This is a genomic window from Listeria ivanovii subsp. ivanovii, from assembly GCF_900187025.1.
Classification (GTDB): Bacteria; Bacillota; Bacilli; order Lactobacillales; family Listeriaceae; genus Listeria; species Listeria ivanovii.
The window spans coordinates 1657782-1671686 of record NZ_LT906478.1 but is presented as its reverse complement, the minus strand read 5'-3'; the positions used below and the strand labels follow the sequence as shown (position 1 = coordinate 1671686).

The 13905-nt window shown below is 38.3% G+C and carries 11 protein-coding genes and 2 other annotated features; of the genes, 10 read left to right on the top strand and 1 reads right to left on the bottom strand.

Translation table 11 applies throughout. From position 1 onward, the window contains the following. Window positions 1–2601, bottom strand: a complete 2601-nt coding sequence (gene lap, locus CKV67_RS08220) for an adhesion-mediating acetaldehyde/alcohol dehydrogenase LAP (protein WP_025279970.1) — start codon at window positions 2599–2601, stop codon at window positions 1–3. A 501-nt stretch (window positions 2602–3102) separates the two neighbouring features. After that, window positions 3103–3345: a binding site (T-box leader), on the top strand. A gap of 48 nt (window positions 3346–3393) precedes the next feature. Continuing rightward, window positions 3394–3619: a binding site (T-box leader), on the top strand. 65 nt (window positions 3620–3684) lie between these two features. Here lap and trpE point away from each other — a divergent pair. From trpE to CKV67_RS08170, 10 genes are all read left to right on the top strand, one after another. Beyond that, entirely contained in the window at window positions 3685–5049 is a 1365-nt protein-coding gene (trpE, locus tag CKV67_RS08215; protein WP_014092989.1) for an anthranilate synthase component I, read from the top strand. Then, the gene (locus CKV67_RS08210) at window positions 5046–5651 is read left to right on the top strand and encodes an anthranilate synthase component II (RefSeq protein WP_014092988.1); all 606 of its coding nucleotides are present in this window, start codon (window positions 5046–5048) and stop codon (window positions 5649–5651) included. The genes trpE and CKV67_RS08210 overlap by 4 nt, the downstream gene beginning before the upstream one ends. Further along, entirely contained in the window at window positions 5623–6642 is a 1020-nt protein-coding gene (gene trpD / locus CKV67_RS08205) for an anthranilate phosphoribosyltransferase (protein ID WP_014092987.1), read from the top strand. Before CKV67_RS08210 ends, trpD begins: the two co-directional genes overlap by 29 nt. Next, the gene (gene trpC / locus CKV67_RS08200; RefSeq protein ID WP_025279969.1) at window positions 6639–7397 is read left to right on the top strand and encodes an indole-3-glycerol phosphate synthase TrpC; all 759 of its coding nucleotides are present in this window, start codon (window positions 6639–6641) and stop codon (window positions 7395–7397) included. Before trpD ends, trpC begins: the two co-directional genes overlap by 4 nt. Further along, complete coding sequence (locus CKV67_RS08195) at window positions 7394–8008, top strand: phosphoribosylanthranilate isomerase (protein WP_014092985.1); 615 nt, start codon at window positions 7394–7396, stop codon at window positions 8006–8008. Before trpC ends, CKV67_RS08195 begins: the two co-directional genes overlap by 4 nt. Next, the gene (trpB, locus tag CKV67_RS08190) at window positions 8005–9207 is read left to right on the top strand and encodes a tryptophan synthase subunit beta (protein WP_014092984.1); all 1203 of its coding nucleotides are present in this window, start codon (window positions 8005–8007) and stop codon (window positions 9205–9207) included. Before CKV67_RS08195 ends, trpB begins: the two co-directional genes overlap by 4 nt. After that, a complete protein-coding gene (gene trpA / locus CKV67_RS08185) occupies window positions 9200–9976 on the top strand; it encodes a tryptophan synthase subunit alpha (protein ID WP_014092983.1) in 777 nt (258 codons plus the stop codon). The genes trpB and trpA overlap by 8 nt, the downstream gene beginning before the upstream one ends. Before the next feature lie 70 nt (window positions 9977–10046). Continuing rightward, entirely contained in the window at window positions 10047–10484 is a 438-nt protein-coding gene (locus tag CKV67_RS08180) for a hypothetical protein (RefSeq protein WP_003719924.1), read from the top strand. Between the two features lie 81 nt (window positions 10485–10565). Continuing rightward, window positions 10566–12179, top strand: a complete 1614-nt coding sequence (locus CKV67_RS08175; RefSeq protein WP_014092982.1) for a putative polysaccharide biosynthesis protein — start codon at window positions 10566–10568, stop codon at window positions 12177–12179. Window positions 12180–12289: 110 nt separating this feature from the next. After that, entirely contained in the window at window positions 12290–13903 is a 1614-nt protein-coding gene (locus tag CKV67_RS08170) for a putative polysaccharide biosynthesis protein (RefSeq protein WP_014092981.1), read from the top strand. The last annotated feature ends 2 nt before the right edge of the window (window positions 13904–13905 follow it).

Sequence of the window (13905 nt, the reverse complement as noted above, 5' to 3'; positions counted from 1 at the left end):
TCATACACCTTTGTAAGCTTCTAGGTAGATTTCTTTTAGTTCGCTTACAAGTGGTTGTTTAGGGTTGGCAGTAGTACATTGGTCCATGAATGCGCGATCTGCAAGTGTATCTACAACAGCATCTAAATCTTTTTTCGCCACATTTTGCCCTTTAAGACTCATGTCGATACCAACATCTTTACCAAGTTTGATGATTTCATCTACAAGTGATTTAACGCCTTCTTCTGTAGTTGTAGCAGGGAAGCCGATAATACGAGAGATACGAGCGTAATCTTCATCTGCACGGAAGCTTTCATATCTTGGGAATAACGCATGTTTTTTAGGTTTAAGTGCGTTATAACGAATAACGTGTGGCATAAGGATGGCATTCGCACGACCATGAGGGATGTGGAATTCAGGTCCGATTTTGTGTGCCAAACTATGGTTAATTCCAAGGAACGCATTGGCAAACGCCATACCAGCTAGGGCAGAAGCATTATGCATTTTTTCACGTGCATCAGGATCACCCTTAAGAACGGAATCACGTAGGTTTTCAAATACAAGTTCGATTGCACGGATGGATAAACCACGAGTATAATCACTTGCCATTACAGAAACATAAGATTCAATGGCGTGAGTTAGAACATCCATACCAGTGTCAGCAGTGATGTGTGCTGGAACAGTTGTTACGTATTGTGCATCGACAATAGCAACGTCTGGAGTTAGTTCATAGTCAGCAAGTGGGTATTTAATGTTATTTTCTTTATCCGTGATAACCGCAAAAGGAGTTACTTCAGATCCAGTACCACTTGTTGTTGGAATCGCAACAAATTTCGCTTTTCCACCAAGTTTAGGATATTTGAAAGTACGTTTACGGATATCTAAGAATTTTTGTTTTAGTCCGAAGAAAGAAGCTTCTGGATGTTCATAGAATAACCACATACCTTTAGCTGCATCCATTGCTGAACCACCACCGAGTGCGATAATAGTATCAGGTTTGAAGTCTTTCATTAGTTCGGCACCTTTATAAACCGTTACATCAGATGGATCTGGTTCAACATCAGCAAATACTTGGTAAGATACATCGTTGCCACGTTTTTTCAAATGTTCGATTACAACGTCAACATATTTGAATTGAACCATTCCTGGGTCAGTTACGATAAATACACGTTCAACTCCTTCCATTTTTTGAAGGTATTGAGTGGAGTATTTTTCAAAGAAAATTTTTGGTGGAAGTTTGAACCATTGCATATTATTTCTCCGATCCGCGATACGTTTAACGTTCAGCAAGTTAGTCGCACTTACATTTTGTGATACAGAGTTTTTACCATAGGATCCACAACCAAGCGTTAGGGAAGGGATGAAGCCGTTATAAATGTCACCGATACCTCCTTGAGCGCTTGGTGCGTTTACGATGATACGGCAAGCTTTCATACGAATACCGAATGCTTTTTGAACTTCTTTATCAGTTGAATGAATAACTGCAGAGTGTCCAAGGCCTCCGTATACGAGCATTTCTTCACAACGATCGAATGCTTCTGCTTGGTTAGCTGCTTCGATAAATGCAAGAACTGGGCTAAGTTTTTCATGAGATAGTGGGTATTTGTCGCCTACACCTTTAATTTCAGCAACAAGAATTTTTGTATCTTCTGGAACTTTAAAACCGGCTTGGTTAGCAATCCATGCAGGGGATTTACCAACTACATCTGGATTAAGTGTTCCTTTTTCAGGATTGATTACATAGCTTTCTAATTTCTTGAATTCAGCGCCCTTAACGAAGTAACAATTGTTAGCTTCCATTTCTGCTTTTACTTCTTTGGCAACTTCTTTGTCCACGATAACTGCTTGTTCAGAAGCACAAATCATCCCTTGGTCAAAAGATTTAGAAAGAATAATGTCATTTACAGAACGTTTGATTTTAGCTGTTTTGTCAATGTAAGCTGGTACGTTACCTGGGCCGACACCTAGTGCAGGTTTACCAGTAGAGTATGCTGATTTAACCATTCCAGCACCACCAGTTGCAAGAACTAAAGCAACTTTATCGTGGTTCATTAATTGCTTTGTTGCTTCTAATGAAGGTTTTTCAACCCATTGGATACAATGTTCTGGTGCTCCAGCTGCGATTGCTGCATCATAAACAACTTTTGCTGCTTGAGATGAACAACGTTGTGCACTTGGATGGAAAGCAAAGATGATTGGATTACGAGTTTTAATTGCGATAATTGCTTTGAAAAGAGTAGTGGAGGTAGGGTTTGTTACAGGTGTAACTCCGGCAACCACACCAACTGGTTCAGCAATTTCGATAACGCCTGTTTGTTCATCTTCATTAATAACACCAACTGTTTTGTTGTTTTTAATGTTGTTCCAAATATATTCTGTTGCGAAGATGTTTTTAATACATTTATCTTCGTATAATCCACGTCCAGTTTCTTCTACTGCTAATTTTGCAAGGGGCATATGTTGGTCAAGTCCGGCAAGCGCCATCGCATGTACGATATTGTCTACTTGTTCTTGGTCGTAATTTTCAAATGCTTTCAATGCTTTTTGTCCATTGTCTGCTAATCTGTCAATCACTTTTTGAACTTCTAATACTTCTTGGGCCGCATTTTCTTTAATTGCCATTTTCCAGAACCTCCTAATATTTGTTCGGGACTCAAAATGTCCATAGTAGACTTTTAACGTCCCTGATAATCCAAAAAAATTTGACTTCTTGCTTTGCCGTATTCTTTTGTTTTATTTGATTACACCGTTAGTATAAGCCATCAGAAAAAGTTTGTCCAGTATTTCACGTGAAAATATTCACAAATAGGTGAAAATGAGTGAATAGTCCTTTAGTAAAAGCTCTTTTTAGTCATTTAGATGTAGCTTGAATGAGATGTTTTATCATCAATGATTAAGCCAGATACCATCTTTAACTATCTGGCAAATCTTTGGTTATCGTCATAATATGGATGTATTCGAATAGAAACAATGTCATGGTTTCGTTACAATTCTCATAGGTGACAGCTAATAGTTCTTTTTGCTTATTTGTTTATTAGTTACGTTTTTAAGCACTTTTTTTGAAAAGAGGATTATTTTCTTGACTTTGAGATTATTGTTATGTAAGATAAATACAAGTAAAAAATGACAGCTATGATGAAGAGTAAGTAGCATGATGAAAGTTTTGAGAGAGCTGACGGGTGGTGTGAGTCAGTAGCGGACATGATGTGAATGGACTTCTGAGCTCTCGGCCAAACGGGATTTCCTTAGTAGGTTGCAGCGATTAGGCCTTATCGTTACACAAGGCGCCCATTCGGAAGTTGGATGGATTAAGTGAACTGTTTTTGCAGTTAATCAAGGTGGTACCACGGGTCTCTCGTCCTTGTCTAGTATATTTGCTAGGCTTGGAGAGAGGCCCTTTTTTAATTTTATAAAATGAAAGCATCAAACAAGAATAGTACTTTCTCATTAATTTCCAAGAGAGTTAGCGTGTGGTGGGAGCTAATAAATTGGTGAGTTAGGAATGGGCCTTGTGCGTGATACCTTGAAACAAGTAGTAGGGGTAAACGGGAGCTCCCGTTATCGAGCAGCTGAATCATCAGCACTGAGATAGGAGGTTTTCTCCTAACATGAGGTGGCACCGCGATAACTCGTCCTCTGAAAAAGCATCATTTTGCGCTTTTTCAGAGGGCTTTTTTTATTTTCATTAAGAGAGGAATGAGCTAGATGAGAAAATTCAAAAAAATGGATGCCGATACGTTAACTGCGATATTAGCATTTCAAAGGTTAGAAGGACAAGGGAAGAGTTTACTAGAAGGAGCGGCAAAAGATGTGGACGCAGGACGCTATTCTATTATTGCTGTAAATCCTGTCCATGAAATAAAAGTCTATCAAAATGATTACTATTTAGATGGAAAACATAAAAAGGTAGCAGACCCTTTAAAAGAGATGGAAACATTTATTCAGAAAGCGAAAGTAAATGAGATAGAATTACCACTTGATTCAGGTGCAATTGGCTATGTTGGTTACGATGTGATTGCTTTATATGAGGACCTAGGTACCATTCCAACAGAAAACCGTGACATGCCTGATATTCGTTTTTATGTATATGAAACTTTTGTTATTATCGATCATCAAGCGGAAGAGTTGATATTAGTGCAAGACAATTGCTATTCCGGCAGATCGGAGGCAGAACTAGAGGAAGCTCTTCAACAAATGGAGCAGCAACTAGTAACACCTAAAAAGAGAGAGCACGATCCAGTACATGTAGCGAAAATGACTTATAAAAGTAATTATACAAAGCAAGAATATATCGATTTAGTACAACAAGCAAAAAGACATATTCAAGAGGGGGACTTTTTTCAAGTAGTCCTTTCGCAACGACTTGAAGCAGATTTTACCACTTCTCCGTTTGATTATTACCGGAAGTTGCGCTTGCTGAACCCGTCTCCATATCTTTATTTTATTGATTTTGGTGATACCGTTTTAATTGGTTCATCTCCTGAAAGTTTAATTAAAACAAAAGGTCAGCGAGTGATTACCAATCCAATCGCGGGTACAAGAAAACGCGGGGCTACAAAGCAAGAAGATGAACAACTTGCAGCGGAATTATTAGCGGATGAAAAAGAACTGGCAGAGCACCGGATGTTAGTAGATTTAGGTAGAAATGACATTGGCAAAATTGCTGTAACTGGCTCTGTAGAAGTACCCGTTTACCTGACGATTGAAAGGTACCGTTTCTTAATGCATCTTGTTTCGGTAGTAGAAGGAACATTAAAACCGGAGCTCACAGCAATGGATGCGCTTCGGTCCACACTTCCAGCAGGAACCGTAAGTGGTGCACCAAAAATCAGAGCAATGCAGCGAATTTATGAATGGGAAAATGTGAAACGTGGACCTTATGCGGGGGCAGTTGGCTATTTAACTAAAAATGGTGATTGTGATTTTGCTCTTTCGATTAGAACGATGGTGTTACATGCTGGAAAAGCTTATGTTCAGGCTGGTGCAGGAATTGTTTATGATTCGGATCCAGAAAGTGAGTATTTAGAGACATTGCAAAAAGCAAAAGCGCTTTTGGAGGTGGGAGAATGATTTTACTAGTTGATAATTATGATTCGTTTACTTTTAATTTAGAGCAGTACTTAGCAGAATATTGCGAGGTTGTAGTGAAACGTAATGATGCGCCTGATTTGTTGGAAGTTGCAGACCAAGCAGACGGAATCGTTCTTTCGCCTGGGCCTGGGAAGCCAAGTGAGGCAGGTCTTCTAGAAACAGTTGTAACAAATTTTGCCAAACAAAAGCCATTACTTGGAATTTGTTTAGGACATCAAGCGATTGGCGAAGTGTTCGGTGGAGAAGTAAAACAAGCCGAAAAAATTAGACATGGCAAAGTATCAACTATGCGACAAACAGCAGGGGCGATTTTTGCGGGTTTACCTAAAGAAATTCCTATTATGCGCTATCATTCTTTAATAGTAGATAAAAATAATTTACCGACGAATCTAGAGGTATTAGCAGTTGCGACGGATGATCAGGAAGTGATGGCGATGAAGCTGAAAAATTATCCGGTTTACGGGTTGCAATTTCATCCAGAATCGATTGGGACAGTGGATGGAAAACAAATGATTAAGAATTTCGTTACAATAGTGGAAAGGGTGGATGGAAATGGAAAAATTATTACACAAAGTATATGACCAACAAAACTTATCTAAAGAAGAAATGAATATGGTAGCAATGGAAATTTTTGAAGGACGACTTTCAAAAACTAAAATAGCAGCATTTTTAATGGCACTTAAAAATAAAGGTGAAACCGCAGAAGAAATGGCTGGTATTGCTGAAGCGATGCAAAAAGTAGCTATTCAAGTAGAATTTAAAGCAGGGACAGCGATGGACAATTGTGGAACCGGTGGGGATAAATCTAATAGTTTTAACATAAGTACCACTTCTGCTTTTGTACTTGCAGCTGCAGGGATTCCTGTAGCAAAACATGGTAATAGAAGCATTTCTAGCCGTTCTGGTAGCGCAGATGTTTGTCAAGAATTAGGAATTGATATTAATATGTGCCCTGAAGATATGACTTATTTACTTGAAAATGTAGGCATTGCTTTTCTATTTGCCCCCCATGTCCATCCGAATATGAAATATGTTATGGATGTGAGAAAAGAACTGGGAACCCCAACTATTTTTAATTTAATTGGACCGCTAACCAATCCGGTGCATCTGGAAACACAATTAATGGGTATTTATCGCCGTGATTTAATTGGACAAACGGCCGAAGTATTAGGGCAACTTGGCCGAAAACGTGCATTAGTTCTTAATGGTGCTGGTTTTATGGATGAAGCTTCTCTAGCTGGTGAAAATCATTACGCTTTATATGAAAATGGTTCGGTTAGTCTCCATACATTAAATCCAATGGAAGTTGGTTTAGATATTTATCCACTAGATGCTATTCGTGGCGGGGATGCAAAAGAAAATGCGGAAATCTTGCGACATGTACTTGACGGTGAAAAGGGGCCCTATCTTGATACCGTGCTATTAAATGCAGGTTTTGGCTTGTTTGCAAATGGTAAGGTAGAAACAGTGGAAAATGGTGTTAATCTAGCACGTGAATTAATCGAAAGTGGGGCTGCCAAACAGAAGTTAACAGATTTAATCCTTTGTCAGAAAGAGGTGCTAGCAAAATGACATTTTTAGAAGAAATTTTAGCGCAAAAAGCTTTAGAGGTGGCCGAGATGCCAAACGAAAAGTTGTTAAAAAAACGCAAAACTTATTCATTTTATGAGTTTTTAAAAGCCAATACGAAGGAAATGCAATTAATTTCAGAGGTGAAACGAGCTTCCCCGTCAAAAGGAGAAATAAATATGGGTGTAAATCCGGTCACCCAAGCAAAGGCTTATGAAGCAGCAGGTGCTGGGATGATTTCTGTTTTAACAGATCCCATTTTCTTTAAAGGCTCCATAGAAGATTTGCGAGAAGTTGCTCAAAATGTAACTATTCCAGTGTTATGTAAAGACTTTATTATTAGCGAAAAACAATTAATTCGTGCCAGAAATGCTGGGGCAACTGTGGTATTGCTAATTATTTCGGCGCTAGACTCGGAAACACTTAAAGCACTTTTTAATAAGGCTTTGTCCCTTGATTTGGAAGTATTAGTGGAAGTACATGATGCGGAAGAGTTAGCTATCGCACAAAAAATTGGTGCGCAATTAATTGGAATCAACAATCGGAATTTGCATACATTTGAAGTGGATATTGCGGTGAGTGAGACGCTCGTGGAGGGTTTTATCACAGATGCTTGTTTTATTAGTGAATCAGGATTTAGGAATGCAAGAGATGTCGCACGAGTGAAAAAACACTATAATGCCGTTCTTGTTGGAGAAGCGCTTATGCGAGAAAAGACACCAGAAATAGCGGCAAGAAAGTTGAAGGTGAGACGATGATAGTAAAAATTTGTGGTTTAAAAAAAGACGCTGATGTAAAAGCGGCAGTTGATAATGGAGCGGATATGATTGGCTTTGTTTTTGCTAAAAGTAGACGACAAGTTTCTATTGAAGAAGCCCACCAACTAGCTCAACAAATTCCTGCTTCCGTAAAAAAAGTTGGGGTTTTCGTCAATCCAACTGAAGAAGAATTAATCGAAGCAATCCAAAAAGTTCCGTTAGATATCATTCAGCTCCACGGACAAGAATCTCCGGAGCAAGCAAATCGAACAGATGTAGAGGTAATAAAGGCCTTTCCTATTAAAAATGGAGAACTTCCAAATAATATAAAGGATTATCCTCATGCTTATATCCTACTTGATGCGCCTGCTGAGGAATATGAAGGCGGAAGCGGGAAAACATTTGATTGGGAAAAAATAAATGCCAACTTACTTACAAAGGAAAAATTAATTATAGCAGGCGGGCTGAACAATACGAATGTAACAGAAGCCATTGCTCGTTTTGCGCCATTCGCGGTCGATATCTCTTCGGGAGTGGAAACAGCAGGAGAAAAAGATCCAGAAAAAATTAAAAACTTCATTAAAACAGCAAAAGGAGACGATGTATTATGAATTACAAGGCCCCTGATGAAAATGGCTTTTACGGAAGATTTGGTGGAAGATTTGTACCCGAAACATTGATGAAAGCAGTAAAAGAGCTAGAAGAAGCCTATAAAGTTTCTAAAACGGATCCAGCTTTTCAAAAAGAATTAAACTACTATTTAAAAGAATATGTCGGTCGAGAAACACCGCTTTATTTTGCAGAACAATTAACCGCACATGCAGGTGGAGCAAAGATTTATTTGAAACGAGAGGACTTAAATCATACCGGTGCGCACAAAATCAATAACACTATCGGCCAAGCATTGTTAGCAAGACAAATGGGCAAACAAAAAGTAGTTGCAGAAACAGGAGCCGGACAACATGGTGTTGCAACTGCAACGGTAGCAGCACTATTCAATATGGAATGTACTATTTTTATGGGAGAAGAAGATGTGAAACGACAATCGCTTAATGTGTTCAGAATGGAACTACTTGGCGCAAAAGTAGTAAGTGTCAAAGCGGGAAGTCGAACGCTCAAAGATGCAGTAAATGAAGCTTTACGATTCTGGGTGGCAAATGTAGAAGATACTCATTATATTATGGGATCTGTTCTTGGACCACATCCATTTCCAGAAATTGTTCGCGATTATCAAAGTGTTATCGGGACCGAAGCACGGAAACAACATTTAGAAGTGGAAGGAAAACTACCGGAAGCAATTGTTGCTTGTGTGGGTGGTGGAAGTAATGCAATGGGGTTATTCCATCCTTTTGTGGAAGATAAAGCGGTTCAGATGCACGGGGTTGAAGCAGCTGGACACGGTCTCGAGACAGAATTTCATGCTGCAACGATTACGAAAGGGGAAATCGGCATTTTGCACGGTGCGATGATGGATGTTTTACAAGATGAAAATGGTCAAATTCTCGAAGCCTTCTCCATTTCGGCAGGACTAGACTACCCGGGAATCGGACCAGAACATAGCTTTTTCCGAGATATCGGTCGGGCTGAATACCATTCTGTAACAGATGATGAGGCAGTAGAAGCTTTTCAATTATTATGTCGTACGGAAGGAATTATCCCAGCACTAGAAAGCTCCCATGCGATTAGCTATGCAGTTAAACTAGCTGCTACAATGCACCCAGAAGAAAGCATGATTGTATGTTTATCTGGACGCGGCGACAAAGATGTTAATCAATTAAAAGAACGGTTGGAGGGGAAAAAGAATGACTAAAACATTAACGGAAAAAATCACTAAAAACCCAGGGAATCCCGCCATTGTTACTTATATTATGGGCGGAGATGGTGGTTTAGAACATTTAGAAGAGCAGTTACTATTCCTAGAAGAATCAGGAGTGAGCGCGATTGAAATTGGAATTCCTTTTTCTGATCCAGTAGCAGATGGGCCGGTTATTCAACTGGCTGGTTTGCGCGCTCTAAAAGAAAAAATTAGTTTGGAAGCAATTTTAACGCAATTAGCTACAAGTAAAGTTCAAGTTCCACTAATTATTATGAGCTATATTAATCCAATTTTTCATTTAGGAATTCCTAAGTTTGTCGAATTGCTTCAAGAAACGCCTGTTAAAGGGCTCATTATTCCTGATTTACCATATGAACATCAAAATCTCATCACCCCGGAAATCAATGGCACTGATATTGCACTTATCCCGCTGGTATCACTCACTAGCCCAAAAGAACGGCTCGCGGAAATTGCGGAACAAGCAGAAGGATTTATTTATGCTGTGACAGTCAACGGGACAACGGGAGTTAGAAGTGAATTTGATACACATATTGATGAGCATTTAGCTTATTTAAAAAGTATTAGCCCGGTTCCGGTACTAGCAGGATTTGGTGTTTCATCCATAGCACATGTAGAAAAATTTGCGGCAATTTGTGATGGCGTTATTATCGGGAGTAAAGTGGTTCAAATGCTACATGATAAAAAGAAAACAGAGCTTGGGAACTTTTTACAAAAGGCAGCAAATGTTCCTATCGAAATATAAATACTACTTACAATTTCTCTTTAAATATGGTAAAGTCTGGTGTATAGATTGATAAAGAGGAGTTGTAGGAATGTCTGTTGAAGTAAAACCAGAACATGCTAGAATGCTGAATAACACCAAAAATATCACCTTGGGGATTGCAATCATATCCACTATCCAAGCTATTTTAAGTACTATTTCGATTGTAAGTCTTTTTTCATTACAACAAAAAAAAGAAGTGCTTGCAAATGCAAGTGTAACTGCTCTTATCCAAAATACGATAATGACAACTACGATTATGGCAGTAGTGGGTGTGGCAATTACCATTATGCTATTTTTATCTTTTGTCAAACTTAGGAAGGGTATTATTGTCACTCCTTTAGTTTATTATTTTTACGTTGCATTCACTATTTTAGGGATTATTTTATCGCTGATTAATACAGGCATGAACTTTATTTCCCTTATATTACCAGCAGTGCTACTTGCTTTGAGTGTATCTTGTATTTTAAATCTCAGAAGAATGAAATAAAAGTAGCCATTGCGTGATTTTTACATATTAAACATAAAAAGAGAGACTTTAAAGAAAAAATCAATAGAGGTAATATAAATTATGAGTTCAAAATTAATGCGAGGAACGGCCGTGCTAACAGTTGGAACTTTGCTGTCTAAAATATTAGGAATCCTTTATGTGATACCGTTTTACTGGATAGCAGGTGGGGAAGAAGCGACTATTCTTTATCAATATGGCTATGTTCCATACCAAATATTCTTAAATATTGCGACAGCCGGTGTTCCGCTTGCAGTTGCCAAGTACATTTCAAAATATAATTCATTAAATGAGTATGCACTAAGTCAAAGATTGTATAAATCAAGTAGCTATTTAATGCTTTTTACAGGAATTGCTAGTTTTTTAGTGATGTATATTTTTGCTCCTGTTTTAGCAGGGATGCAAGAGGTCAGCGGGGGAACTAGTATAGAAGATATTACTAGCGTGATTCGGGCGGTTAGTTTTGCGCTACTTATAATTCCGGTGATGAGCTTACTGCGCGGTTATTTCCAAGGATTTCATTCGATGGGGCCATCTGCAGTATCACAAGTTATTGAGCAAGTAGCGAGAATTGTGTTTTTACTTGCTAGTACCTATATAGTATTACATTTAATTGGCGGTACGCTTGTAACAGCGATGAGTTTAGCTACATTTGCGGCTTTTGTTGGAGCCTTCTTTAGTTTAATTTGCCTTATTTGGTATTATAAAAAACGTCGACCTGGAATTCAAAAAATGATTGCAACAAGTGACAATCGTTTGCAAGTGTCGACGCTTCATTTGCTAAAAGAAATTTCGATATCAGCTATTCCTTTTATTATTGTTGGTATGGCAATGTCACTTTATCAACAAATTGATTTATTTACATTTGCTCGAGTGTTGACTTATGACGGAATGGCTGGAAAAGCAGCAGAAGACTTATTGTCGATATTTAACTTTTCAGTTCAAAAAATCATCATGATTCCTGGGACATTAGCTCTCGCATTTTCCATGACACTTGTACCTTTAGTAGCTGCTTCATTTAATAAAGGGAAAACGCGAGAAGTACACCATTATTTAACAGCTGTTTTTCAAGTGTTACTATTTCTTGTTGTACCAGCTTGCTTAGGAATTGCCTTATTAGCTGATCCGCTTTATACAATCTTTTATGGACATAATGCTGATGGGGCGATGTTACTTAGCTTTTTTGCTCCATTTGCTATTTTCTTTTCCTTATTTAGCGTCACGGCGGCTATTTTGCAAGGAATTGATGAACAGCGCTATACGGTACTTAGTTTATTGCTAGGTTTATTAACGAAATCAGTGTTACAAATGCCACTTATTTTACTTCTTGGTGCAAAAGGTGGTGCACTTGCAACGGGGCTTGGTTATATTGTTTCTGTTGTCTTTACTATTTGTATCATTAAAAAGTATGCGAATTATTCCTTTAAATACATTATTCGCCGTCTTCTGTTGATTTTAGCTATAAGCTTTGTGATGTTGGCAGTTGTTTGGCTCGTCTATCACGGCTTAGCTTTATTTTTAAATCCAGCGGCAAGATTTCCTGCTTTGATTATCGTTATTATCTCTGCTGGGGGAGGAGCTTATATTTACGCATTTCTAGCTGCGAAGGCTGGCTTGCTCGACTATATTCTTGGTGATCGGATGCAAAAAATACGTCAGAAACTTCATTTGAATTAAACGTTTTGTAACGAACAAGCCAATATTTATTTAGGTTTGTTCTTTTTTTTTAAAACAGATAATGGTAAAGTAAACAAGGATGTATAATTTAATGTAAAGGAAGTTAGACGATGGGTTCAAAACTGCTCAGAGGAACTTTTATTCTGACACTAGGAACATTAATTTCTAAAGTGCTTGGAATATTGTACGTGATTCCGTTTTATGCGATTATTGGAGGAGATGAACCAGCACTTCTATATAATTTTGGTTATGTACCGTATCAATTATTCTTAAGTGTTGCAACTGCTGGGATACCACTTGCTGTTGCAAAATATATAGCAAAATACAATGCCATGGAAGAATATGCGGTAGGACGACGTTTGTTTAGAACGGGCGTTTACTTAATGATTTTCTCAGGGATTATTTGTTTCTTAGCGATGTACGGACTTGCACCAACACTTGCTAAGATGCAACAACTGGAAGGCGGCTATAGTTTAGAAGATGGGATTCAGGTTATACGAGCTGTAAGTTTTGCCTTACTTATCATTCCAGTCATGAGCTTGTTGCGCGGATTTTTCCAAGGTTATAATTCGATGGGACCTTCTGCTGTATCTCAAGTATTAGAGCAAGTTGTCCGGATTATGTTCTTGCTTTCTGGGACATTTATTGTGATGTATGTGCTTGATGGAAATGTGGTTACTGCCGTTAGTGTAGCGACATTCTCCGCATTTGTTGGTGCATTCGCTAGTTTGATTTTATTACTTTGGTATTTTTATAAACGGAAACCGGGACTTGACCGGATGCTTTTAGAAGACCGTGGAACAGTCCATATTTCTATTCCTACACTTTATAAAGATATTATTCTATCAGCTATTCCTTTTATTATTGTTGGATCGGCTACATCACTTTATCAATTAATTGACCAATTTACGTTAGGACGTGTACTTGAATATATTGGAATAACGCCAGAGATGGTTAATTCTTATGTAGCAATCATTAACTTTGATGTGCAAAAACTAATTATGATTCCAGGAACACTCGCGATTGCTTTTTCGATGGCACTGGTTCCGTTAGTCACTGGAGCTTATGTTCGAAGAGAATATGCTCAAGTAAAAAGACAATTAAATGACGTTTTCCAAATCTTATTATTCCTAACCATTCCAGCTTGTTTTGGAATTGCTATGCTTGCTCGGCCACTGTTTACGGTATTTTTTGCGCCGAGTAATGATGGAACAGAACTTTTGCAATTATTTGCGCCAATTGCCGTTTTATTTTCGCTATTCAGTGTTTCGGCGGCAGTGCTTCAAGGGATTGATGAACAACGCTTTACCGTACTTGGTTTATTATTAGGGTTGCTTACAAAATCGGTGTTACAAATGCCACTTATTATGTTGTTTGAAGCAAAAGGATCGATTCTTGCAACGGGGGCTGGCTATGCTGTTTCATGTGTTTTCATGTTACTTATTATTAAAAAATATGTTCGTTTTTCCTTCAAAGTCATTTTACGGCGAACGGTATTGTTCTTCGGAATGACTGCAGTGATGGGGGGGGGAGTTATTTGCCTTTATATGGGACTAGCTAACTTTATTAGTCCAAACCATAAAATGTCTGCCTTCTTGCTGACAGCGATTTGTGGAGGAATTGGTGCGATTTTTTACGGTTATATGGCATTCAAGCTACACTTGTCCGACAAATTGTTTGGACCACGTGGAACGAGATTGCGTCAAAAATTAAGAATACGCTAGGA